The sequence below is a fragment of the Candidatus Njordibacter sp. Uisw_058 genome, assembly GCF_047730065.1.
GTDB lineage: Bacteria > Pseudomonadota > Gammaproteobacteria > Pseudomonadales > Balneatricaceae > Njordibacter.
The window spans coordinates 1,615,092-1,639,480 of the sequence record NZ_CP159829.1; the positions used below are offsets into that span (position 1 = coordinate 1,615,092).

Consider the following 24,389-nt stretch of genomic DNA (forward strand, 5'->3'; position numbering starts at 1 on the left):
ATACTTAGTCTTTTTGCAACCAAGGGTTAAAAGTGCTTCGATCTTTGGTTTCTAGGTTGGGGTCTTTGGGAGCAGTTGCTGGGGGAGCCACTTCTCTGGGAGCCCTCTTAGGCACAGATTTAGGTGCCTTTTCCGTTGCCTTATTCGCTGCCTTCTCTGATACTATTTCTGGTGTATTTTTGGAGGGTGGTTTAGAGACTGCATATTCAGCATCATAAAATTCTGAATTACTGGGCACCTCAGGTTTATACTTGCGGATTTCCCAACACCGATGGATCTTTTTGTTACGGCTAAAGTCTTTATCTAAGGTTTGATCACTGATATCTTCCACGTGATTGTGCTGTAATACCTTATCGTCCAATTCGAAACGGCGGTAATTAGTTGAAAATATCAACAATCCATCTTCTGACAGTAGATCCATCACTCTATGGATCATCCAGGCATGGTCACGCTGCACGTCTAACACGCCAATCATTTTCTTAGAATTAGAAAAAGTTGGTGGGTCAAGAAAGATCAGGTCATATTCACCTTTGTGGTGTTTAATGAACTCCATGCAGTCGTGCTGTTCAAATTTATGCACTTGATCACTAAAACCGTTGAGCGCAAGGTTCTTTTTGCCCCATGACAAATAAGTCGCCGACATATCTACACTCAGCGAATTGTGAGCCCCGCCCTGAACGGCATGCATAGTGGCCGTGCCTGTGTAGCAAAATAAGTTTAAGAAGCGTTTGCCATGAGCTAAGTGTTGAATTTTTTGCCGCACAGGTCGATGATCTAAGAACAACCCCGTGTCTAAATAATCATTGAGGTTGACTAGTAATTTGCAACCGCCTTCTGCAACCTGAATGTATTCTCCTTTTTCATCGTGAGTTTGATACTGGTCTTTGCCCGTCTGCTGGCGGCGTTGTTTTAATACAATGCGTGCTTCTGGAATTTGCAAGGCCTGTGGTAATGCGAGCATCACTTCTTCTAGGCGGCGCTGAGCTTTCTCAGCATCAACAGTTTTTGGTGCTGCATATTCTTGCACGTGCAGCCAATCATGATAGATATCAATAGCTACAGCATATTCAGGCATATCAGCATCATAGATACGGTAACATTGAATATTTTCTTGCTTAACCCATTTACTTAACTGCTTACGGTTTTTTACCACTCGATTGGCAAACATTTGCGCGCCCTCACTGAGGGCTTGTAAAGGAATTTCACCACTGGCTTGGCGACGATCTGCAAAGCGATTAGTGGTTTCTAAAGAGTACATCAATAGCTGACTCTTAATGGCGCCATTATAAAAAGAATATTGCTTATGGGAACGCAAGCCCACCGCTTTGCCTAACTCAGAATTACCTGTAAACACAGCAAGTTCCCAACCAATAAAATCTTGGCTTAAACGCTCACCCAAATGTTGATACAAGTACTGGATGTCTGCAACTTCGCTTAACCTTTCACCATAAGGCGGGTTAGTGATCACCAAACCGAGTTGTTGTTGCGCCTTATGAGTCAGGGGCTTCAAGTCTTTAAGTTCTCTATGACTGACACGGATCCGGTCAGTCATACCCGCTTGTTTCAAATTTTCACGACACTTTGATATGGCCTTAGGTTGCCCATCATAACCATGAATTTCACTAGTGGCTGCAGCTTCACCCACTTCCCTGCGTAACTCAGCAGCGTCCCATACCTCACGCCACAGCTCAACATTGTGCTGTTTCCACATTTGCAAGCCAAAACGCCAACGCAATAGCCCAGGTGCTGTGTCTGATGCCATCATGGCCGCTTCTATTAAAAACGTGCCCGATCCGCACATAGGATCCATCAGTGGCTTGCCTGCCGCAGCCATTTCTGGCCAGCCTGCTCGAATCAATAACGCCGCCGCTAGATTCTCTTTTAATGGTGCCATGCCACCTTCACGACGATACCCGCGTTTGTGTAAACTCTCACCTGACAAATCTAGGCTAATACGCACGCGGCCCTTAGTAATAAATACATTAATGCGCACATCAGGCTCTTGTTTAGCAATATTGGGCCGCAATTCACCCTTACTGCGAAATTGATCGACAATGGCATCTTTGACTTTGAGTGCTCCAAAGTGGGTATTATCAATACCGCGCATGCGACCAGCATAGTCCACTAAGAAGGTTTGATCACTGTCAAAGTGCTCTGTCCATTCAACCTTGTTCACAGCGTCATAAAGTTCGTCAACACTGTCTGCGGCTTCGCTGTGTAATAACAGTAGAACTCGGTTGGCTAATCGACTCCACAGGCACGCACTATAGCCAACCTTTAAGTCACCATTAAAGTAAACCCCGCCTTGAGTTAGCTTGATGTCTTCTGCGCCAAGCGGGCCGAGTTCATCGGCCAGTATCGGCTCCATCGCTTTGGGACAAGTGGCGAAAAATGCGTAGGTCATAGGTCAATACTGCAGCAATCAAAAGGGCGCGCAGTATACCACTATTGATAATAGAGAGGGAAAATCGTTGTTACATAGGTGTGAAGTGGGAGTGGAAGCGCAGTGCAAATCTCTAGCCCATCATGAAAGCCAGGACTACTTAATCAAACCCCTTTAAAGGGGTTTGATTAAGCTCTAAATAGGAAAATAGTGGTCAACTAACAACAATACAAACAACAGCATCAGATAGATAATAGAATACCAAAACGTCTTCATTGCCGCTTTTTCATAGGCCCCTCGATATAGAAGCACAGCCCAATATAAGAATCGGAGGTTCAATAAAGTCACACCCACGAAGTAGATAAAGCCACTCATGCCGACTATATAAGGCAGCATGGTCGCAATGATCATTAGCACGGTATAAAGAAGAATCTGTAAACCCGTGAACTCTAAACCATGGGTGACAGGCAACATGGGGATTTCAACCTTGGCGTATTCATCCCGCCGATGAATGGCTAAGGCCCAAAAATGAGGGGGTGTCCATGCATAAATAATAAGTACCAGCAATAGGGCATTGGGTTCAACAGTTCCAGTGACTGCAGCCCAACCTAATAAAGGTGGCATAGCCCCAGCCATACCCCCAATAACGATATTTTGAGGCGTTGCACGCTTCAGGTAACCGGTGTAAATAAACGCATAACCAACCGAAGAAGCTAAGGTTAACCAGGCCGTAATTGGATTGATAAAGATAAACAAGATAGCCAGACCAATGACTGTCAATACGCCTGCAAAAACCAAGGCGTGCACTGGTTTAACTTTTCCCTTTGCCACTGGACGGTTATGGGTGCGTCCCATCTGCCCATCAATACGACGGTCTATGACATGGTTAATGACAGCCGCGGCTCCAGAAACCATGGCTATGCCTAAGTTACCCCAAATCAAGATAGGCCAAGGCACCATGCCAGGCACAGCCATGAACATGCCAACCAATGACGTCAAGAGCATCAGTATGACTACATTTGGTTTACACATTTCATAATAATCACGCCAATTGATCCTAACTGGCGGTGCTGTGGCTTCAAAATTCATTGAGGCGCCCTCGTTTTGAAAAGACAACATAAATAAGACTTAAGGTCAGAGCAAATAAGCATGCCCCGCCAAAATTATGAGCCACCGCTACGGGCAAAGGTAGGAAGTAATAAATATTCGCCACTCCTAAACAAAACTGCACCGTAAACAAAATTAAAAATCCGACACCAAATTGACGCAAGCGACTATCTTTTTGAGCGATCAATCGATAACTCATGACCAGTAAGAACACACCCAAGATCAGTGCACCGTAACGGTGTAAAACATGAATAGCTTGACGGGCCTCACTATTCATCAGACCTCCCAAATAGTTGGGACCAATAGATTGCGTCAGATTAAAGCCCTCAGAAAAGTCCATTTCTGGCCACCAAGAGCCATTGCAATTAGGCAAGTCCGAACAGGCCAAAGCGGCATAGTTAGAACTCATCCAACCACCCAAAAACACCTGAATGATAATCAAAACAGCGGCCATTATAGCCCATATACGCAATCGACTGTGGCTAATATTAGTTAAGGATAAAGGTTTGACCTGTTGCCCCATGCGTCGTAACTTTATCAGCAACACTGTGAGCAAGCTAGCAGTAATGAAACCGCCCAACAAATGTGATGTGACTACTTGTGGCCACAACTTCCAAGTCACTGTCCAAGCGCCAAACGTGCCTTGCAGGATCACCATTGCTAATAAGCATTGGGTGAGCACAAAAGGATAGAATAGGCGTTTGCGCTGGGACCAAGACGCTACGGCTAAAACTAAAATCACAAACCCTAGTGCAGTTGCAAAATAGCGGTGAATCATCTCCAACCAGCCCTTTCCAACCTCAACGGGTGCATCTGGGTAGAGGGCTTCAGCTGCAGAAATTTCTAAGCTAGTTTGGGGCACGACTAAAGAGCCATAACAGCCAGGCCAATCTGGACATCCTAAACCCGCATCGGCCAAGCGTGTCCACGATCCTAAAACGATGACGCAGATGACTATCGCAAGAGATACATATGTTAGTAACAGACTCCACTTAGGCGCAGTAGTACTAGTATTCATAATATTTGTTACCCTATGTTTGAATTTTTGAGTAATTTCTTAAGGTCTTTTAACAGTTCTTTACCCACGAAATCCTTGCTGTAATACATCATTATATTACCTAAGGGGTCTACCAAATAAATACCTTGCCCCTTTTTAAAGACTTCTGTTGCTGAGCTCGTCAGTTGTATCAGAGCAGGATATTCTTGTTGCAACTGTGCGTTGAACGCACCTGTCTGCTGCACTAACAAACGCGTAACACGGTGTGCTTCTTTGCCCAAAGCAATATTAATTTGCCGCAGTAAGTGCGTTGCCTCTTGGCAGGATTTGTCACAGTTATTAGACGTTAAATAAACCACTAACCAGCGTTTTTCTGCCTCTTCCTGAGACCATGGCATCTCATTTTCATCTAACAATTGGACTTGTTGTAACTGATTAGGTGGTAATAGCAGTTGACCAAAATTGGTGCGCCCATCAGGCACTGCCCATAAGTTAAAATACATCACTATAGCAATCATTAGTGGTACCGCAGTGACACCAAACACTGCGTACAAGGTGAAACGGTTGGTCTTTTTAGCACTCATTAATTTACCTTTTTAGTGTCGATAGGTGAATAAAAAACTCGATAAACATATAGCAAGATTAAAGTTAAAGCGAGCCCAAACCACTGCCATGCGTAGGCTAGATGCTTGGCATCAGAAATGCTGCTGGCGCGCCAGTGAGGGGTTAGGGTCGCCTTACCTGGCGCATCCAACATTAGCACCCAAGGCAACAATGCGCCTCCTATGGAAGCCTTTAAATGATTTGCCATTTCAGGTGGGGTGATGGACTGCACTAACTGTGGGTACTGATCTGTGTAAACATCTGCCCCTAACTGATAAGGATTAGCTTGCACATTGACCAAGCGGCCCGTGAGTGAAACCTCACCATCAATCCAATCAATCGTCGGTAACGGATTTCTCTGACCATAGGACGCAAACCAGCCCCGATTGACTAACAATAAATCCGTTCCCAAGCTAATTAGACCCACGGCATCGTAACCCACCTTACCCTTGACCACCTGATTATCCTTGAACCAAATAAAGGGCTTGATAAAGCGACTATTCAATGTCACTCTCTGCAGGTTCTTTAGTGACCCCACGAGCAAGTCCTGTCCTTGAGTTAAAGTGATCGGCTGTTCTAGGGCTGCTAAACTTGCCTCTAATTGTTGCTTTTGATCGGCTCTATCTAGCTGCCAAAATCCTAAGCTAATGGTTAATGGCAAAAAGAACACTGTAAAAATTGTGATTGCCCAATAATGCTGCAGTCGTTTTATCATTAGTCTAGTTACGCCTAATTAACAAATTTAATGAGACCCTTTTTATGATCAAAATCGTCATCATCATCGTCTTACTGCTGGCCCTTATTAGCCTAGCCAGTGGTTTCTTTTTCCTAATTAAGGACGGTTCTAAGTCAACCCGATTATTGACCTCGTTAAAATACCGCATTTCCCTAACTGTCATTCTCATTGTATTGGTAACCTACGGATTTTGGAGTGGTCAACTGGTCACTTATTCTCCATGGGCCAATATTCATTAACTATAAATTGCAGTATTAGAAGGAAAAAAGGCAGCAATTAAGCTGCCTTTTTTAGGTCTCAAAAAGGCTTACATTATATAAACGAACAAGAACAAACCCACCCAAACCATATCAACAAAGTGCCAATACCAAGCCGCTGCTTCAAAACCGAAGTGCTGCTCCGGAGTAAAATGGCCTTTGCAAATACGAATCCACATAATGAATAAGATAAATGCACCAATGGTGACGTGTACACCGTGGAACCCCGTCAACATAAAGAATGTCGAGCCATAAATGCCTGATTCTAGGGTCAGACCTAATTCAGTGTAAGCTTCGATGTATTCTAATATTTGGTAATATACAAACACGGCACCTAACACTACCGTCACGCCTAGCCAAAAAATAGTGCGCCCACGGTGCATTGCCCGAAGGGCGTGGTGAGCAATGGTCAAGGTAACACTAGAAGACATGAGCAGAACCGTATTCAATAACGGAATATGCCAAGGATCAATCACCCCTTTAGGGCCAGGTAGTGATGGGTCTGGGTTGTTAAACATAGGCCAAGCGTAATCAAAGCTAGGCCACAACATGTGGCTTGAACCTTTGTCACCTTGGCCATCTAACCAGGGTCCAGCCCACTGCCGCACATAAAGCAATACACCAAAGAAGGCCGCAAAAAACATGACTTCTGAAAAGATGAACCAACTCATGCCCCAGCGGAAAGACTTATCCATTTGAGGGCTGTACATACCTGCTCTACTTTCTACTACGACTTTACTGAACCAGTTAAAGAGTACAAAGGCTAATAACAAAGTGCCGACTAAGAACACCAAATGAGGAAAAGCATAGCCTACCCCACCTGAACTCATGTGATTCATCATACCGCCGCCACCAGCGGCCATACCGATTAAGCCAAAGCTTGCCACAATTGGAAAATAACTACTATCTGGTACGTAATAACTCGATGTTGCCATGTATCGCTCCTTGGTCGAAGACTTGTAATTGGTCCGTGTGTTACGGCTTAAAATTTATTTATGTACTTCTACTATTCAGCAAAAGCGCCTGCATCAAATAACGTGTATGACATAGTAACCGTGCGAACATGGTCAGGAAGATCCGGATCTAAAGAGAAAATAAGTGGCATATTACGCCCTTCTCCCGCCTTTAACTTCTGCTGATCAAAGCAAAAACATTCTGTCTTTTGCACGTACTGGGCCGCTTCGGAGGGCGATACACTCGGCACCGCCTGCCCCACCATGTCATTTTGCGTTGGGTTGAACGCCCAAAACGCCACTTGCGTCCATGCCCCTGGGTGAATCTCTACTTCTTCTTGTAAAGTCTCAAACTCCCATGGCATGCCATCGTTATTGGTCGTTATAAACTGCACTTTAATCGTGCGGCTGGTATCAACCCATTGTTCAACTTTTTCCACCGGACCTGCCGTCTTACCATTAATACCAGCGAACTCACAAAATACATCGTATAACGGTACCAAGGCAAAGCCGAAGCCAAACATCGCTATGGCCGCAAGTACTAACTTTAAAGCCGTATTACTCGGTTTAGGTCCGGATTGGGTACCGGACTCTGGTAGTTTTGAGGTCATTTAAGTTAATGTATCTCACTTTACTTAACGTGTGGTGGTTCAGCAAAAGTATGATAGGGAGCTGGCGAAGGAATCGTCCATTCCAAGCCTTCCGCACCTTCCCACACTTTATCTGTGGCTTTTTCGCCACCACGAATAGTCTTAATCAATAAGAACAAGAACACCAGCTGTGACAATCCAAAGATAAACGCACCCACCGTAGCGATGGCATTAAAATCTGCAAACTGCAGTGCGTAATCAGGGATCCTGCGTGGCATACCCGCTAGGCCCACAAAATGCATGGGGAAGAATGTCACGTTGACACCAATGAAAGACATCCAAAAGTGAAACTTTCCTAGCTTCTCGTTGTAATAGTTGCCAGTCCACTTTGGCAGCCAATAATAGACGCCTGCAATAATGCCAAACAAGGCACCGGGCACCAGCACATAATGGAAGTGAGCCACAACAAAGTAGGTGTCATGATATTGGAAGTCTGCAGGAGCAATGGCCAGCATTAGGCCTGAAAAACCACCAATAGTGAACAGCACGACAAAGGCCAAGGCAAATAGCATAGGCGTTTCAAAGGTCATTGACCCCCTAAACATGGTTGACACCCAGTTAAATACTTTCACCCCTGTAGGGATAGCGATCAGCATCGTGGCATACATAAAGAAGAGTTCAGCTTGCAGCGGCATGCCCACAGTAAACATGTGGTGAGCCCATACAATAAAGGACAAGAAAGCAATAGAAGATGTCGCGTATACCATTGACGCATAACCAAACAAAGGCTTACGCGCGAAGGTGGGAATGATCTGCGAAACGATACCGAAGGCTGGCAGGATCATAATGTACACTTCTGGGTGACCAAAGAACCAAAACACGTGTTGAAACAATACAGGGTCGCCACCACCTGCAGCATCAAAGAAACTGGTACCAAAGTGAATATCCATCAACATCATGGTGACCACGCCTGCCAAAACTGGCATTACTGCGACCAATAGATAAGCGGTAATGAACCAAGTCCAAACAAATAATGGCATCTTCATCAACGTCATGCCTGGCGCCCGCAGGTTTAAGATCGTCACGATGATGTTAATGGCTCCCATGATGGAAGAAATACCCATCATGTGCACGCCAAAAATAAAGTAAGTCACACTACTTGGGGCGTAAGTAGTAGACAGCGGTGCGTAGAAAGTCCAACCAAAGTTGGGCGCGCCAGCGTCAGTGAATAAAGTAAACAGTAGCATGCCGAAAGCAAAGGGTAATATCCAAAAGCTCCAGTTGTTCATGCGTGGCAAAGCCATGTCTGGTGCACCGATCATTAGTGGGACCATCCAATTCGCCAAGCCAACAAAGGCTGGCATAATTGCCCCAAACACCATGATCAAACCATGCATGGTCGTCATTTGATTATAGAACTCAGGCTCTATAAGCTGCATGCCCGGTTGAAAAAGTTCGGTTCTTACAATAAGTGCCATAGCACCACCAATAAACAACATGGTGAAAGAAAACCAAAGGTACATAGTACCAATGTCTTTATGGTTAGTTGTCAGTACCCAGCGCATGATGCCCTTAGCAGGTCCATGATGCCCATGATCAGCGTGATCATCTTGACTAGCAGTCGCAGTTGTCATAATTCAGCGTCCTATTTTTTCGCGTCGATTATCATTTGGGGGGTCGCCATTTCACCTGTGTCATTACCCCAAGCGTTTCGCTCATAGGTAATCACAGCAGCGATCTCAACATCAGTAAGTTGGGCGCTGAAGGATTGCATGGCAGTGCCGGGCTTGCCATTGATCAAAATGTCAATATGACCTGCCATATCGTTAATCGCGATGGGGCTACCCGCCAACGCTGGGAAAACACTGCCCATACCCTGCCCTTCACTCCCATGACAAGCAGCACAATTGCGCACATAGACCTCAGCACCTTCAGTCATCAAATCGTCAAAACTAAAGTCACCCAATGCGGCAGCAGCTTCAGCGACTTTGCCAGCACGTTGATCACCTAACCAAACTTGATACTCGTCTGCAGTCACTGCCTCCAGCACGATAGGCATAAAGCCATGTTGTATGCCGCATAGCTCTGCACATTTACCGCGGTAAAGACCTTCTTCACCTTCAGGGATTAATGCCCATGATTCGTTAATGTAGCCAGGAATCGCATCTTTCTTAACAGCAATGTCAGGCACCCACCAAGCGTGAATGACATCATTAGAGGTAATAAGAAAGCGAATTTTTTGACCCGTTGGTACTACAACGTGCTTATCAACCTCTTCTAGATAGTTTTCACCCTTTTCAGTACGGTTGTAAATTTCGTCTTTGGTGGTAGAAAGGTTACTAAAGAAACCGACATCTTCGCCAAGATAATCGTATTGCCACTTCCATTGGTGCCCCGTGATTTTAATGTCTACATCCGCGTTGGTTGTGTCGTACATTTTGATTAAGGTCGATGTTGCTGGCACCGCCATGGCAATAAGAATAACGGTCGGTATGGCAGTCCACAAAATCTCTAAACTCAGACTTTCATGGAACTTTGATGCCACGGCCCCTTTCGACTTCCGATGTTTAAAAATGGAATAGAACATGACGCCAAATACAGCGACACCGATCCAAACACAGATCCAAAAAATCAGCATGTGGAGTTCAAAAATAGATTGACTTACTTCTGTTACGCCTCGAGTCATATTACCATCCCACTCTGCCAAGGCAGTTGGAACTGTTAATACACCCAAAACTACAGAACTCAGGCGTTGCCAAGTCCTAGAAAACATACTTGTCCTCCGAAACGATTTTTTCATATGGTAATTAATAATGAGATTCCAAAAAATGGACCAATTTTCGACAGCGCTAATTATCGTAACTCGAAGGGTATTTAGCAAGCGTTATTTTTGTAAAATACTGAATATTTACCCTTCTTTTCAGTCAGGAAGCACACTACTTACGGCAGTCACAACAATGATCAAAAATACCACCAAGGTGCCAAGGCCAACATAGATCATGCGCTCTAAACCCCCATCTTCAATATCTTCTTCACGTTTTTGACTTGATTGTATGCCGACTAAACTTGCGAGCACACTTTGGGCATAACTCAACAATGTACGCAAAAGGGATTTTTGTTCACTCACGGAGCTCTCCTAGGATAATGGCTTTAACATTTTAAGACATCTCTACATGCATCGACACACTGCTTAACTAATCCTGGGCCTTGATAAATTAATCCACTGTAGATCTGGATCAGCTTGGCTCCTGCAGCTAACTTCTCTAGGGCATCGTCACCACTATTCACACCCCCTACTCCGATAATGGGCACTTGTTCACCCAAAATAGAATACAAGTCGGCAATCGTTTGTGTCGATTTAAGTTTTACAGGCACCCCACTCAGTCCCCCTGCCTCGTCACCAAAGGCTAACTCTGATACCCCGTCACGACTTAAGGTTGTATTGGCAGCAATGACTGCATCGATGGCATTGGCAAGTACACAATGAGCAACATCTGCTAGCTGTTCTTGATCCATGTCAGGTGCAATTTTAACTGCTAGAGGCACATAACGGCCATGGAGCTTGTGCAGAACTGCCTGCTCTCTTTTAACCGCTGACAGCAACTGGCTTAGCGATTTACCATACTGTAAGTCACGTAATCCAGGCGTATTAGGGGATGAAATGTTAATGGTGATATAGCTTGCATGGGCATACACCTTTTGCATGCAGATAATATAGTCTGATGCCGCTTGCTTAACTGGAGTGTCAAAATTCTTGCCAATATTGATGCCTAATACACCTTTGAACTTGGCCTTTTTAACATTTTCAATCAGCTGATCTACACCATCGTTGTTGAAGCCCATGCGATTAATCATGGCTTCAGCCTCAGGTAACCTAAACAAACGTGGTTTCGGATTACCCACTTGGGGTCTTGGCGTGACAGTACCCACTTCTACAAACCCAAAACCGAGGGCAGCAAGACCATCTAAAGCATCCGCATTTTTATCTAGACCCGCAGCCAAGCCTACTGGATTTGGAAATTCAAGCCCCATAACCGTTACGGGCAAATCGTTTACCTTGGGAGCTAGGGCGGGTAATAATCCTAAACGAGCGCCTGCTGCAAGGCTGTCTAAGGTTAAATCATGGGCCGTTTCTGGGGATAGTTGGAACAACACACTGCGAGCAACAGAATACAAAGACACACCTCTTTAATTAACAACAGATACAGATTCGCCGCCTAGTATAACGCATGCTCTCAAAAGGTTACATTTTCATCCACCAAGCGCTGAAGAAGGACACAGTGTTTCAACAAAATGATGACAAATCGACCACACAGTAACGACACAGTTGCCACACAGTTGCCACACAGTTACCACACAGAGGTCAAACAAAATAAGTAAACTTAAGCCAAACCAATCACCAAGGCTAAAACCAATGTCAGACGATAAAGACTTACCAGAGATTTCCGAACACACGACGATCAACGAATTGGCAGATATCGTGCGCCGTTTAGATCAATCGCTGACCCTAAGAATTTACGATGAGGGCAACCAAGTCTTTGGTGCCATTCGACTGATTAGCGCTGAGGATCTGGAGCAAATTGACCGTTTGCATAAGTTCAAGTCTCTACCAATGCTCTCTCACTAAAAAAATTCACTGACTATAGGCTACCAAAGAACGCAATTCTTGTAGCGTATTTAAACGCTTGCCATGCTCAAAACAAGCGTCGGCCTGCGGGTATACGCGACCCAACAATTTCAGCCACTGTTTTACCCGCGCATGTTGATATTTTTCGGCGACCTGTGCCTCAACTAAATCGATAAAGTAAAGCACCGTAGGTACAAGTGTAGGCCAATCCCATGGGTTAGCTCCCTGGCCCTTTTGACGGTGACGAATCTGTAGCGCAAGATCTGGCTTCCATACCAAACCACGTCCAATCATAACGTCTTCGCTACCACTGGTTTGCTTGCATGAGAGATAATCTTCTGGAGTCCAAACTTCTCCGTTGGCAATGACAGGGATACTCACCTGTGCACGGATTTTTTTTATCCACTGCCAATGGGCTGGAGGGCGGTAACCCTCGACCTTAGTTCGAGCATGAACGGTCAGTTCATCAGCACCCGCACCCGCAATGCCTTTAGCATTTTCTATGGCTAAGTCCTTGGTGGTAAACCCAAGACGCATTTTGGCACTTAACCATGCGTCATCACCAATGGCATGCCTCACCGTAGCCACGATATGCGCCACTCGTTGCGGTTCTAGCAACAAAATCGCTCCACCTTGACTACGGTTCACCGTTTTCGCAGGGCAACCAAAGTTTAAATCTATACCAGGAGAACCTAGCTCTAAAGCTCTCACTGCATTAGCAGCTAAAGCTTCAGGGTTACTGCCAAGCAATTGAATACGCACGGGGGTACCCGCTGGGGTTTTACAGCCGTTGACTAATTCTGGACACAAACGTTTAAATACTTTGGGTGGTAATAACTGAGTCGTCACACGAATAAATTCTGTGACGCAAAGATCTATACCCCCGATGCGGGTCAGGCAATCACGCAAGATATTGTCAGCCAAACCTTCCATGGGAGCTAAAATGATACGACTCACAAGGAAAACTCTACTTCACAGGCGCTTCTGGCTCCGCTAATATAGCGGCCTAAAGCTTTTCTAATTCTTATCAGGTACATCATGTTTACCGGTATCGTTCAAGGCCAAGGCCAAATAAAATCCATTGCTGAAGGCAAAAACCAACGTAGCTTTGTAATTACCCTACCCAGAGCTATGAGCCAAGATGTCAATATTGGTGCCAGTATAGCCATCAATGGCGCGTGCCTCACTGTGACCTCACAAAGTGACAATCATTTTAGCTTTGATGTCATTGGCCAAACTCTCAAATTAACTAATTTGGGACTGCTGCAACAAGACGATTGGGTTAACGCAGAGCGCTCACTTAAATATGGCGACGAAATAGGTGGCCATGTCATTTCTGGCCATATATCAAGTGCAGTAGTGATTAGTCATATCGAACACCAAGACCAAAATACAAGCATCTGGTTTGATTTGCCCCAAGTTCACCAGAAACATGTGTTACCCCAAGGTTTTATTAGCCTCAATGGCTGTAGCCTAACGGTCAGTTCTGTGTCTGATTCTGCCTTTTGTGTTTGTTTTATACCAGAAACATTGCGCACCACAGGTTTTGGTAAAGCGAGAGTTGGCACACAGGTTAACATGGAAATAGATCACCAGACCCAGACCATTGTGGCTACAGTGGAACGCGTGCTAGCGTCCCAGCAAACCTAAGCTCATGCTTTAGTAATCCCAGCCTTGGGTATGCTGTTTAATGAGTTTAGTAAATAGGTTTATTTGATCCTTGCCATCATTTAAACAAGGGATGTAGTTATAACTTTCACCCCCACTTTCCATAAAGTAGGCTCTGTTCTCCACATCAATCTCTTCAATTGTTTCCAAGCAGTCCGCACTGAATGCAGGCGCAATCACATGCACCTTTTTGATGCCTTTGGCTGGCAACTCTTTGAGTATTTCATCCGTATAGGGCTGCAACCATTGGGCGGGTCCAAACCGACTTTGAAAACTAGTCATGACATCGTCATCAGTTAACTGCATATGTTCTTTTACTAATCGGGTGGTAGCCCGGCAAAAACAATGATAAGGGTCACCTTTGTCTAGGTAAGCCTGGGGAATACCATGGTAGCTGAACAATGTTAAGTCTGGCTTACCGTGTACTTTTTGGAATGCTTTAATACTGTTAGCAAGTGCAGCCACATAAAGTTTGTCTTGATAATATTCATTAATAAACCGTACTTCTGGGATCCAGCGCCACTTAGTGAGCACTTGGGCCACTTTGTCGAATGTACTGGCAGTGGTTGCAGCACAATATTGGGGATACATGGGGAAAATTAAGATTTTACGCACACCTTGGTCACGCATTTTAATCAACTGACTCTCAATACTCGGATTACCATAGCGCATGGCAAGCCCAACAACCAAGTTAGGCAATGCTTTGACCAGTTCTGCTTGTTGTTTTTTAGCAATGTCAAACAGTGGACTTCCATTATCGGTCCATACGGTTTGATAGGCTTTGGCACTTTTCGCAGGACGTGTATTGAGAATAATACCGTTTAATATGATTTGCCAAATCAACTTTGGGGTTTCAATGACCCTTGGATCGCTTAAAAATTCTTTCAGATATGGCCGCAATGCCTTTTTAGTGGGCGCATCAGGGGTACCAAGGTTGGTAATAAGCACGCCCACCTGGGTATCCATGCCATGTTCATAATCTTTTTCACCAACATATTTCATTCATACTCTCCTACATTCTGCCAAAGCAATAGCTACTATTTTTTACTCAATAGCAGCACAAAGCCATGCGCTTGGCTATTAATACACCAACCTTGGGAGTTTGTTGTTGATTCGTTAACGGTTTGTCAAAGCTTTACTGACGACTTCGAACACATCTTTACTCAGCTCAGTTTGGTGCAAGCGTTGTAGTTGAGCTTGCATCAATTGTTGGCGACCTAAAGTGTGCCGTTTAAAACGACCTAAGGGCTTAGCTAGGTTAGCTGCCATCATTGGATTGCTCGCATTTAAGCGTAACACCATGTCGGCAACAAATTCATAACCACTGCCATCAGCCGCATGGAAGTTAATAGCACTGCGCATAAAACTGCCCACCACACTTCGCACTTTATTCGGATTGCGTAGATCAAATGCTGGATGCTCAAGCAGTGCTTTTACATGCCCTAGGCGACCTCTTAGGTTAGCCCCAGCCTGCATTGCAAACCACTGACCTAAGACCTGCGCATCACCCTGCCAACGCTGATAAAAATCAGCCAACAAAGGAGTGGATAAATCAGCATTTTTTTGGCCAATTAATATGCTCAGAGCGGCACCCACATCAGTCATATTTGCCTGCAGTGCATATTGTGTTTGGGCCAAGGTCTGGTAAGAGGCTTTATTTAACGTATTCAAATACCCTAGACAGGTGTTTTTGAGGGCCCGTTGCCCGATGGCCTCCCCTGTTTGGCTAAACGAGCCGATATTATGGCAACGCTGGTAGCAGGCGAGTAATTCATTTTCTAGTGCCATTGCAATGGCAAGACGCATAGTTTCGCGACCAGTATGGATCTGATCCACATCAACTGTGGCTTGGGTTTCAGCCAAATAGGCTTCACTAGGCAATTGCACTAACTTGGCGACCATCGCTGGATCTAAAGCTTCATCCACTAGACTGCTACGCAACATGGTCACTAAGGCTTCATCGAGGTGGTAGTCTGTGGTGGCAGACATCGCTTGCCGAGTCGCCTCTATTAGCAGCCTCTGGCAAGCCTCCCAGCGAGAAAACCCGTCTTGGTCCTTACTCGCAAGTAACAATAATTGCGTTTGCGTGTAGGCATAATTTAATTTCACAGGGGCAGAAAAACCCCTTAATAACGATGGTATTGGGTGCTCATTAATACCTTCAAATATAAAAGTTTGCCTTGCCTGGGTAATATTGAGAACACAGTTATGACCTTGCACCATGCCACCTGTCTGCAATTGCAACGGCATTTCCAGGCCTTGGGCATCTAATAATGCCATCCGTAACGGCAGATGAAATGGTGATTTTTCCTGACATTCGGCCGTGGCTGGTGTCGATTGTTCTATGGTTAGGCAATATTGCTGATTGGCCGCGTCATAAGTGTCAGTCACCTCTAAGGTTGGGGTCCCTGCCTGGCTATACCAGTGTTTGAACTGGCTTAAGTCTATGCCACTCGCATCGGCCATAGCGGCCACAAAATCATCCGTGGTGACCGCTTGACCATCGTGCCGGTCAAAATACAGATCACTACCCTTACGAAATAATTCAGCACCCAAAAGGGTGTGGATCATGCCTACCACTTCAGCACCTTTCTCATACACGGTGACAGAATAAAAATTATTGATTTCCATGTAAGATGCAGGCCGAATTGGATGTGCCATAGGGCCTGCATCTTCAGCAAATTGATGGGTACGCAACAGAGTCACATCTTCGATGCGCTTTACAGCAGCAGAGTAAGTATCTGAGGTGTATTGAGCATCACGGAAGACGGTGAAACCTTCCTTTAAACTCAGCTGAAACCAATCTCGACAAGTGACTCGGTTACCCGACCAATTATGAAAATACTCGTGCGCTACTATGCCTTCTATGCGCTCAAACGTCGCATCACTACTGGTGGCTGGGTCGGCTAATACGCAATCAGAATTAAAGATGTTAAGGCCTTTATTTTCCATGGCCCCCATATTGAAATCATCCACAGCAACGATCATAAATAAGTCTAAGTCATACTCTCGCCCATACTTTTGCTCATCCCAAAGCATAGAGCGCTTGAGCGCACTTAGGGCGTGATCACACTTGTGACTATTATGGGCTTCTACAAAAATCTGAAGGTCGACTTGGCGCCCAGATTGGGTAGTAAATAGGTCATCTTGACGCACTAAGTCGCCAGCGACCATGGCAAATAAGTAGGCTGGCTTAGGAAAAGGGTCATGCCACACGGCAAAATGCTCACCATTATCTAAGTCGCCATGCTCTAATGGATTACCATTGGCCAATAATATGGGATAGGTGGTTTTATCTGCACTAATGCGCGTGGTAAATATTGACAAGGCATCTGGTCGATCTAGGTAATAGGTAATATTTCGAAAACCTTCCGCCTCACATTGTGTGCAATACATGCCCCCCGATTTATACAGCCCTTCTAAACTGGTATTTAGTTGTGGCTGAATAAGGCATTCTGTGGTTAATTCAAAGGTGTCAGGACACTGATGAACAGATAAAACGGAGCCTTCTAAATCATAGCTTGAAGCGTCTAAAATGAGACCATTCATCATCACTTCTTGCAGTTTAATGTCTTTTCCACCTTGCAGCGCAAGCTCTGACGAAGGGTTATTAGACGCTGGATTACGCTTAACCTTCAGGCGTGCGACCACCGAGGTATATTCATCACCAATACGAATATCGAGATCAGTGGTTTCAATAGTAAACACCGGCACCTGATAATCTTTTAAATAGATTACTTGAGAATTTGTAGTCATGAGTTGAATTGCACCAAATAAGAAGAATATTTGCGGACGTTAATCACTACCGTGTCAAAAATGAGGTATTGGCCCTTAATACCCATCAACTTTGCTTCTAACACAGGCTCTTTATCAAGGTTGTGTGAGTTAATTTTTTCAGGGTAGGCTAATACGGGGTAACGCATACTAATGGCGGCTGTATCTAGCCACTGGTAATCTGTTTGATCTAACCCACCTAATAGGACATCTAGGTCAGCCTCTGATTGGTTTAATAACAGGTCAGCTGCATGGGACATATCAATGGTTTCGGCATCACTTTTGAGCAGCTTACGCCAGTTAGTTTTGTCGGCAACGTAATGCTTGAGGACCGTCTCTACCTGTCCTGACAATTTGCGCGTGGCTACTTGCATAATAGGCATCGCCTGCGAAGCCCCTTGATCAAGCCAGCGGGTGGGCATTTGATTAACCCGAGTAATACCTACTTTTAGGCCAGATGAATTAGCCAAATAGACAATATGAGGTTGCATACAAAAGGCCTGACCCCAAGCTTCATCACGGCAAGTACCCGCATCAAAGTGGCACCTTTCTGGACTCATGATGCATAAATCACATTGAGGCAATTTTTGCATGCAAGGAAAACAATAACCTTGGCTATAACTCTTTTTAGTTTTGCGTCCACAATGGCTACAATTGATCTGCCCGAGATGCTCCAGACGAATGGTTTCACCTATGAGCGGATTGAGATGTAATTTTTGATCGCCCAAAACCAAGGTGTACTGCACCTGAGCATTGGGCACGGCGTCTATATGGGTGGTCAGCTTTGCTAGATGCCCAGTGAGTCGATGAGTCATTTGCATAATTAGTGTATTTTAATCACTTGTTCTGCAGGTGTTTCAGGCACTGAACTAGTGCTCGCACATTTATCAGACATATAACCTGAGTGCTGTGTGGCATCAAGCTTCATCGTTTGGTAACGCAAAACAGCTTCCAGACAGGAGGCTTTTTGATCTTGACTCAACACTCTACCATCGGGCCATTTTCCGGTCTCAATAGCCGTTTTCAAGCGTAGATAGACTTCTGGTGTTAGTTGGGCAATGAGTTGATTGTATTCCATCCGCCAAACCTCCTAGAAAAAACATGGGTCAAAATAATAGCATAATTCATCTTAGGCACCGACTTTTTTTTAGCTTTTGTTGGATTGCAACCGACATTTGAGGGTGTGTAAAAAACCCCACCCTACGCCAGCCAAGAGCCCACCTATGTGGGCCAAATTAGCCATAGCACCAAAACCCAGTGCCGAAAACAAACCACTGATGCCCAACAGTAACCATAACAGCATAAATATGAGAATATTTTGTGGCAAGTGATAACGCGGTGCATTAAAACGATCCATAACCCAGATATAGCCCAATAAACCGTAGATAACCCCTGATAGGCCACCGAATAAACTGGCCATTTGCCAAGCTTGAGCAACATTGCCAGACACGCTGGTGAGCAATAATAAGGTCACTAAAACTAACCCCGACTGACGCTCTATACGCCGACCCAATTCCCACCACCACAACAAATTAAACACCATATGTAACCAGCCAAAGTGCAAAAGCACTGGGCTAATCAAGCGCCACGGTTGTTGCCATAGATGCTCAAATCCGGTCATCATAAAGGCTTGTGCTTCAAAAACGAGAGGAAAAAAGCTAAGCCACGCCACTGCTTGTAAGTGTTGACCCAATTGGGAAAGCACAGCGACCAACACGGTGACTAAAACTACCGAAAGCGTGATCGGAGTAGTCCTCAACCACGCTCTTGGGTAGGCCATAAATGCTATTGAGAATTTAGCTTGGCTTGCTGATGCCAGGTCCTCTGGCGATTCATGAGATTGCGGTTGGGGTTGCGACTGGCCCTGCACTAACTGCACTAAGAGCTCTTTCGCAACACCATATTGGTCAGCATCTTGTAACCATAATTGTTGTTCATCGTTGATACAACGCACTCGATGAGGCACTTTATGTTGCCAGAGCAGTTGTGTTATTGCGCTTAGATTAACTTGAGCTGGGAAACTTTTGAGCAGTATCATTGGCCATCATCACTGGCCCGTGCATGCCAACCTAATTTACTACGGCAACGATCATAAAAATGATTGCCCAAAGGATGCAGCACTTTAAGCTGGGCCTCATGACGCTGAATATGCACCCTATCACCTGGCTCACAAACTATGTGAACTTGCCCATCACAGCTAATAATGGGCTGAGTGCTATTGTCTTGACCAATCAAAATTTCCAGTACTGCATTAGCCCCTACAACCAATGGCCGGCTACTTAAATTATGTGGATTCATAGGCACCAAAGCGATTGCGTCCAACCCGGGATGCATAATGGGTCCGCCAGCTGAAAGTGCATAGGCAGTGGAGCCAGTGGGAGTGGCTATAATCAAGCCATCTGCCCGGTCAAAATAAACCGCCGTGCCATCGATTGATAAATCATAGGACAGCATACGAGCTGACTTCCCGGGATGCAGCACAATGTCGTTGAGACCACTTCCTCGACCGACCTCTTCTCCATTGCGCAACACATGGGCTGACAGCATAAACCGATGACTGGTTTCAAAATGCCCTGCCAATACGGCCTCAATCGAAGCTTCTAGTTGATCTGGCACAATGTCTGTTAAAAAGCCTAACTTACCCCGGTTAATACCAATCATTGGCACGCCATAGGTGGCCATAACGCGAGCTGCAGATAACATGCTACCATCACCTCCCACCACGATCACAAGATCACATTGTTGACCCAAAAAGTGCCTGTCACTGGTGCCATAACTCACATCAGTAAGGGCGTCACTCTGTAGTGAGTCTGCAATGCGCTCATCGACCCAAACTTGGCATTGACTGCGGTTCAGGCACGCGATCAGGCGTTGCAAGGTTTCGATTACTGCAGGGCTATGAAGCCTTCCAATCAAACCGATATGTTTGAATTGTGTCACAAACTTCCCCTTTTAAGCTGAGGCAAGTGGCTAACTAAGATAAGGTTTCTTGCACTAATCCCATGAGTTCATCCTCATGGTTAAAGCGCTCAGTAAGAACTTCGCCTAAGCGAGATAGGCGGCCACTGAAGTGACCAACGTCCTGTATAGACATTTTTTCAACAGCACCATATTCGTCATCAAAAACAATAATTTTGTCAGTTGTATCGTGAATTTTTCCTAGCAGAGCGTGGGCATGAGGGGCGTGCAGATTATTGTGTTCAGCGATGTACATTAGCAACTGCTCGTATACATTAAAGTGCCCACGAGAACTGTAATCGACCATGGCTTCGCATAGGCTGTGCAGCTCATGTATGACGTCCTCTGTGACACTCATCTGCGGCAAAGCCACGAACTGTGTCAATAACGCCTGACGCTCTATTAACCATGCGTCGATAATGGCATCAAACGCTTCATCTAAGCTCCGGCCTTGTTCCTGCCCCATCCACTGATCTCCAAGCTACGATAGCAAAAACAAAAGGGTACCCTGTTACTCTGCTCCGAACAAGACTATTTTGAAAGCGCAGTTTGGCTATTAGATGACCTGCCCCCATTGAAACCAAAAAAAAGGCGAGACTCATGTCTCACCTTTTTGGCCTTGGCTAGGAAGATTGAGTGCTAGGCTTAGCCAAACTGATTCATGGTGTTGTCTTTGCCTGAGGCTTTAAGGGCTGCGTCGCCCGAGAAATACTCTTTATGATCATCGCCTAGGTCTGAACCTGCCATATTTTGATGCTTAACACAGGCAATGCCTTGACGAATTTCCTTACGCTGCACACCGGCAACATAACCCAACATACCTTGGTCTCCAAAGTACTCTTTAGCTAAGTTATCCGTAGACAGGGCCGCAGTGTGGTAGGTTGGTAGGGTAATCAAATGATGGAAGATACCCGCTTCACGAGCCGAATCAGCTTGGAAAGTGCGGATTTTTTCATCTGCTGTGGCCGCTAAAGCACTGCCATCGTATGACTCTTGCATTAGATCTGCCCGCACGTATGCCGAAACATCGTCACCTGCAGCAGACATCGCATCAAACACCTGTTGACGAAAGTTTAAGGTCCAGTTAAACGAGGGTGAATTGTTGTAGACGAGTTTGGCATTGGGAATGACTTCCCGAATGCGGCTCACCATGCCACCAATTTGTGAGACGTGAGGTTTTTCGGTTTCGATCCATAATAAGTCTGCACCGTTTTGAAGGGCAGTAATACTGTCAAGCACACATCGGTCTTCACCCGTGCCTGAACGGAACTGAAATAAGTTAGATGGAAGGCGTTTAGGCCGCACTAAGGTACCATCACGATTAAGCACCACATCACCGTTATTTAAATCTGCGGTGGTGACCTCATCGCAATCTAAGAAGGAATTATATTGATCACCTAGATCCCCTTTGGTGTTAGTGACCGCGATTTGTTTGGTCAAGCCAGCACCCAATGAGTCGGTGCGAGCCACGATGACCCCATCATCCACACCCAACTCAAGAAAGGCGTAACGTACGGCCCTAATTTTGCCTAAAAAGTCCTCATGGGGCACAGTCACTTTGCCGTCCTGATGGCCACATTGTTTTTCGTCTGACACTTGATTCTCAAGTTGGATACAACAGGCTCCCGCCTCAATCATGCGTTTAGCGAGCAAGTAAGTCGCTTCAGCATTTCCAAAACCCGCATCGATGTCTGCAATAATAGGCACCACATGGGTCACAAAACCATCGATTTTAGCCTGAATCACTTTTTGTTCAGTTGCATCATTGGCCTCCCGAGCCGCATCTAGGGCGCGAAACAGCCCACCCAACTCACGGGCATCTGCTTGACGCAAAAACGTATACAACTCTTCGATTAAGGCGGATACAGAAGTTTTTTCATGCATTGATTGGTCTGGCAATGGGCCAAAATCGGATCTTAGGGCTGCCACCATCCAACCCGATAGATACAAGTAACGGCGATCAGTGTTATCAAAATGTTTTTTTATAGAGATCATCTTTTGCTGACCAATAAAACCATGCCAACAACCTAATGATTGTGTGTATTTAGAACTATCTTGGTCGTAAGCATCCATGTCTGCACGCATTATGCCTGCGGTGTAACGGGCAATATCTAAACCCGTTTGAAAACGGTTTTGAGCTTTCATCCGAGCTGCGGACTCAGGATTAATAGCATCCCAAGCGCTGCCTTGAGCAGCCTTTAGGTTAGCGACAGCTTGAATATCATCTTGATATTGCGACATGACAATTCCTCAGTTGGGTAATAATTATTATAATTTCGGTTTCGAGCCATAAAATAAAACGTCACTCCAGAAGTGACAAAACAACTCATAACTCTAGTTTAGAGGGGTCTTGATGCTTATGACAGCCATCAAAGCTAATGCCTACTATTCACAAAACAAATAGCAAAGTAAAATGCATATAGGAATAAATCGAAAGCCTCGACAGGCAGTACTTCCCGTGGCATAATTTATCTTAGTTATAGAACTTAATGTTTGTATTATGAAAATGAATAATGCCTTTACTTTTGGGCATTAAAGCGCATCAAAACAAAACGAAATGAAACACAGTAAAACCTAAGTTGACTTAGTTAAGCTAAACTAGCTTGAGTTAACTGAATTTCTTGGAGGTGCACGTGGGTATCGATCGCGTTGATCTTAATTTATTAGTTTATTTAGACGCTCTATTAAAAGAGCGCAATGTAACTAAAGCAGCCAATCAACTTGGCCTCAGCCAACCTGCCATGAGTAATGGTTTAAGGCGCTTAAGAGAGGTTTTTGAAGACCCCCTGCTCATCCGCACTAGTGACGGCATGACGCCCACTGAGAGAGCTCTAGGGTTACAACCAACCATACGCGAAGTTTTGGCCACCATTGACAAGGCTGTGCAACCACAAGCTGCCTTTGATGCACTCACCTCGACCCGTGTGTTTCGGATTATGGCCAGCGACTATTCAGAACCCACGCTCATCCCTCCTCTGGTTGAGCGTTTGCGTAAAGAAGCGCCAGGCATTAGCTTGGATATAATGACGCCTTCAGACGTCGACTTTTATGATGTAGAGCAAGGTAAAGTAGACCTAGTTATTAATCGCTTTGATTCGATGCCGCAGTCTTTCCACCAAAAGATTCTTTGGCGCGACCAATTTATCTGCCTCATGAGTCGTGATAACCCAATGGCTAAAAATTTCACCTTAGCTAGCTATTTAAAAGCTCACCACATTTGGGTGAGTAAGACGGGCATGGGTGCTGGAGTGGGCATGAACCCCAAAGACGTACAGCGTCGCGGGTGGGTTGATAATGCTTTATCAGAGCTAGGCAAGACACGTAACATTCGCGTCTTTACGCGCCATTATCAAGCCGCAGTGCAACTTGCTAACCAAAAAGACCTCATTGTTACCCTACCTCGCAAGGCGACTTTGCAAACGATGAACAATGATGACGTGGTCATCTTAGACCCACCCTTTCCAATTCCTGAAATGACCTTAACGATGGCGTGGAGCCCACTATTACAGCACAATCCAGCCCATCGATGGATTCGCGGTTTGATTACTGAAGTAGCGCGAGAAATCGACGAGGCGTAAGAGCTCTCGCATTAGCACCAAAGCTGCCGAAACAGCATAAGTACCCACTAGACATGACAGAGTTGGAATGGGATGGGTTGGGCTGGTTAACGCGCGCAAAAAACCATGGACTGTGAACTGGCAGCTCTAAGGCCGAGGCTGCCAGCTTATAGGCCTTA

General features: G+C 45.3%; 24 protein-coding genes. 4 read left to right on the forward strand and 20 right to left on the reverse strand.

Going from position 1 to position 24,389, the window contains the following annotated elements; translation table 11 throughout:
- Positions 1 to 4 precede the first annotated feature (4 nt).
- The 5 genes from rlmKL to ABXT59_RS07590 all read right to left on the reverse strand — a co-directional run bounded on the left by rlmKL (position 5) and on the right by ABXT59_RS07590 (position 5,805).
- Complete coding sequence (gene rlmKL / locus ABXT59_RS07570; RefSeq protein WP_443635254.1) at positions 5 to 2,404, reverse strand: bifunctional 23S rRNA (guanine(2069)-N(7))-methyltransferase RlmK/23S rRNA (guanine(2445)-N(2))-methyltransferase RlmL; 2,400 nt, start codon at positions 2,402 to 2,404, stop codon at positions 5 to 7.
- A gap of 174 nt (positions 2,405 to 2,578) precedes the next feature.
- The gene (cyoE, locus tag ABXT59_RS07575) at positions 2,579 to 3,472 is read right to left on the reverse strand and encodes a heme o synthase (RefSeq protein WP_443635256.1); all 894 of its coding nucleotides are present in this window, start codon (positions 3,470 to 3,472) and stop codon (positions 2,579 to 2,581) included.
- Positions 3,462 to 4,508, reverse strand: a complete 1,047-nt coding sequence (locus tag ABXT59_RS07580) for a COX15/CtaA family protein (RefSeq protein WP_443635257.1) — start codon at positions 4,506 to 4,508, stop codon at positions 3,462 to 3,464. The genes cyoE and ABXT59_RS07580 overlap by 11 nt, the downstream gene beginning before the upstream one ends.
- A gap of 8 nt (positions 4,509 to 4,516) precedes the next feature.
- Positions 4,517 to 5,071: a hypothetical protein gene (locus ABXT59_RS07585; protein WP_443635259.1), complete on the reverse strand. Its 555-nt coding sequence runs from the start codon at positions 5,069 to 5,071 to the stop codon at positions 4,517 to 4,519.
- Positions 5,071 to 5,805, reverse strand: coding sequence for an SURF1 family protein (locus ABXT59_RS07590; RefSeq protein ID WP_443635261.1), 735 nt, complete (start codon positions 5,803 to 5,805; stop codon positions 5,071 to 5,073). The genes ABXT59_RS07585 and ABXT59_RS07590 overlap by 1 nt, the downstream gene beginning before the upstream one ends.
- A 44-nt stretch (positions 5,806 to 5,849) precedes the next feature.
- Between ABXT59_RS07590 and ABXT59_RS07595 the strand changes: the two genes are divergently transcribed.
- Positions 5,850 to 6,065 (forward strand): twin transmembrane helix small protein, encoded by a 216-nt coding sequence (locus tag ABXT59_RS07595; RefSeq protein ID WP_443635263.1) that lies wholly within the window; start codon positions 5,850 to 5,852, stop codon positions 6,063 to 6,065.
- A gap of 68 nt (positions 6,066 to 6,133) precedes the next feature.
- Here the strand turns inward: ABXT59_RS07595 and ABXT59_RS07600 are convergent, their stop codons facing one another.
- From ABXT59_RS07600 to ABXT59_RS07625, 6 genes are all read right to left on the reverse strand, one after another.
- Positions 6,134 to 7,018 carry a cytochrome c oxidase subunit 3 gene (locus ABXT59_RS07600; protein WP_443635265.1) on the reverse strand — a complete coding sequence of 295 codons (885 nt, stop codon included), beginning with the start codon at positions 7,016 to 7,018 and terminating at the stop codon, positions 6,134 to 6,136.
- Positions 7,019 to 7,089: 71 nt separating this feature from the next.
- A complete protein-coding gene (locus ABXT59_RS07605; RefSeq protein ID WP_443635267.1) occupies positions 7,090 to 7,647 on the reverse strand; it encodes a cytochrome c oxidase assembly protein in 558 nt (185 codons plus the stop codon).
- Between the two features lie 20 nt (positions 7,648 to 7,667).
- Entirely contained in the window at positions 7,668 to 9,260 is a 1,593-nt protein-coding gene (gene ctaD, locus ABXT59_RS07610; RefSeq protein ID WP_443635269.1) for a cytochrome c oxidase subunit I, read from the reverse strand.
- An 11-nt stretch (positions 9,261 to 9,271) separates the two neighbouring features.
- Positions 9,272 to 10,399, reverse strand: coding sequence for a cytochrome c oxidase subunit II (gene coxB, locus ABXT59_RS07615; RefSeq protein ID WP_443635271.1), 1,128 nt, complete (start codon positions 10,397 to 10,399; stop codon positions 9,272 to 9,274).
- A gap of 147 nt (positions 10,400 to 10,546) precedes the next feature.
- On the reverse strand, positions 10,547 to 10,753 hold the full coding sequence (locus tag ABXT59_RS07620; protein ID WP_443635273.1) for a DUF2970 domain-containing protein: 207 nt from the start codon (positions 10,751 to 10,753) through the stop codon (positions 10,547 to 10,549).
- A 23-nt stretch (positions 10,754 to 10,776) separates the two neighbouring features.
- Positions 10,777 to 11,808, reverse strand: a complete 1,032-nt coding sequence (locus tag ABXT59_RS07625) for a quinone-dependent dihydroorotate dehydrogenase (protein WP_443635274.1) — start codon at positions 11,806 to 11,808, stop codon at positions 10,777 to 10,779.
- Positions 11,809 to 12,040: 232 nt separating this feature from the next.
- Here ABXT59_RS07625 and ABXT59_RS07630 point away from each other — a divergent pair, with 232 nt between their 5' ends.
- Positions 12,041 to 12,253 (forward strand): hypothetical protein, encoded by a 213-nt coding sequence (locus tag ABXT59_RS07630; RefSeq protein ID WP_443635276.1) that lies wholly within the window; start codon positions 12,041 to 12,043, stop codon positions 12,251 to 12,253.
- Positions 12,254 to 12,259: 6 nt separating this feature from the next.
- Here ABXT59_RS07630 and ABXT59_RS07635 read toward each other — a convergent pair whose 3' ends face one another.
- A complete protein-coding gene (locus tag ABXT59_RS07635) occupies positions 12,260 to 13,210 on the reverse strand; it encodes a tRNA dihydrouridine synthase (protein ID WP_443635278.1) in 951 nt (316 codons plus the stop codon).
- A gap of 81 nt (positions 13,211 to 13,291) precedes the next feature.
- Between ABXT59_RS07635 and ABXT59_RS07640 the strand changes: the two genes are divergently transcribed.
- Positions 13,292 to 13,903: a riboflavin synthase subunit alpha gene (locus ABXT59_RS07640; RefSeq protein ID WP_443635280.1), complete on the forward strand. Its 612-nt coding sequence runs from the start codon at positions 13,292 to 13,294 to the stop codon at positions 13,901 to 13,903.
- Between the two features lie 9 nt (positions 13,904 to 13,912).
- On the opposite strand, the gene hemH is transcribed toward ABXT59_RS07640, so the two are convergent.
- From hemH to ABXT59_RS07680, 8 genes are all read right to left on the reverse strand, one after another.
- Positions 13,913 to 14,923, reverse strand: coding sequence for a ferrochelatase (gene hemH, locus ABXT59_RS07645; protein ID WP_443635282.1), 1,011 nt, complete (start codon positions 14,921 to 14,923; stop codon positions 13,913 to 13,915).
- A 114-nt stretch (positions 14,924 to 15,037) separates the two neighbouring features.
- Complete coding sequence (gene pepN / locus ABXT59_RS07650) at positions 15,038 to 17,677, reverse strand: aminopeptidase N (protein ID WP_443635284.1); 2,640 nt, start codon at positions 17,675 to 17,677, stop codon at positions 15,038 to 15,040.
- Positions 17,674 to 18,516 carry a DUF2797 domain-containing protein gene (locus ABXT59_RS07655; protein ID WP_443635286.1) on the reverse strand — a complete coding sequence of 281 codons (843 nt, stop codon included), beginning with the start codon at positions 18,514 to 18,516 and terminating at the stop codon, positions 17,674 to 17,676. The genes pepN and ABXT59_RS07655 overlap by 4 nt, the downstream gene beginning before the upstream one ends.
- A gap of 2 nt (positions 18,517 to 18,518) precedes the next feature.
- Entirely contained in the window at positions 18,519 to 18,773 is a 255-nt protein-coding gene (locus ABXT59_RS07660) for a YeaC family protein (RefSeq protein ID WP_443635288.1), read from the reverse strand.
- 69 nt (positions 18,774 to 18,842) lie between these two features.
- Complete coding sequence (locus tag ABXT59_RS07665) at positions 18,843 to 19,733, reverse strand: rhomboid family intramembrane serine protease (protein ID WP_443635289.1); 891 nt, start codon at positions 19,731 to 19,733, stop codon at positions 18,843 to 18,845.
- Positions 19,730 to 20,635: an NAD(+) kinase gene (locus ABXT59_RS07670; RefSeq protein ID WP_443635291.1), complete on the reverse strand. Its 906-nt coding sequence runs from the start codon at positions 20,633 to 20,635 to the stop codon at positions 19,730 to 19,732. The genes ABXT59_RS07665 and ABXT59_RS07670 overlap by 4 nt, the downstream gene beginning before the upstream one ends.
- Positions 20,636 to 20,669: 34 nt before the next feature.
- On the reverse strand, positions 20,670 to 21,119 hold the full coding sequence (locus tag ABXT59_RS07675; protein WP_443635293.1) for an Rsd/AlgQ family anti-sigma factor: 450 nt from the start codon (positions 21,117 to 21,119) through the stop codon (positions 20,670 to 20,672).
- A 179-nt stretch (positions 21,120 to 21,298) separates the two neighbouring features.
- Positions 21,299 to 22,894: an isocitrate lyase gene (locus ABXT59_RS07680; protein WP_443635295.1), complete on the reverse strand. Its 1,596-nt coding sequence runs from the start codon at positions 22,892 to 22,894 to the stop codon at positions 21,299 to 21,301.
- Between the two features lie 392 nt (positions 22,895 to 23,286).
- On the opposite strand from ABXT59_RS07680, the gene ABXT59_RS07685 reads away from it, so the two are divergent.
- Positions 23,287 to 24,231, forward strand: coding sequence for a LysR family transcriptional regulator (locus tag ABXT59_RS07685; protein WP_443635297.1), 945 nt, complete (start codon positions 23,287 to 23,289; stop codon positions 24,229 to 24,231).
- Positions 24,232 to 24,389: the final 158 nt, after the last annotated feature.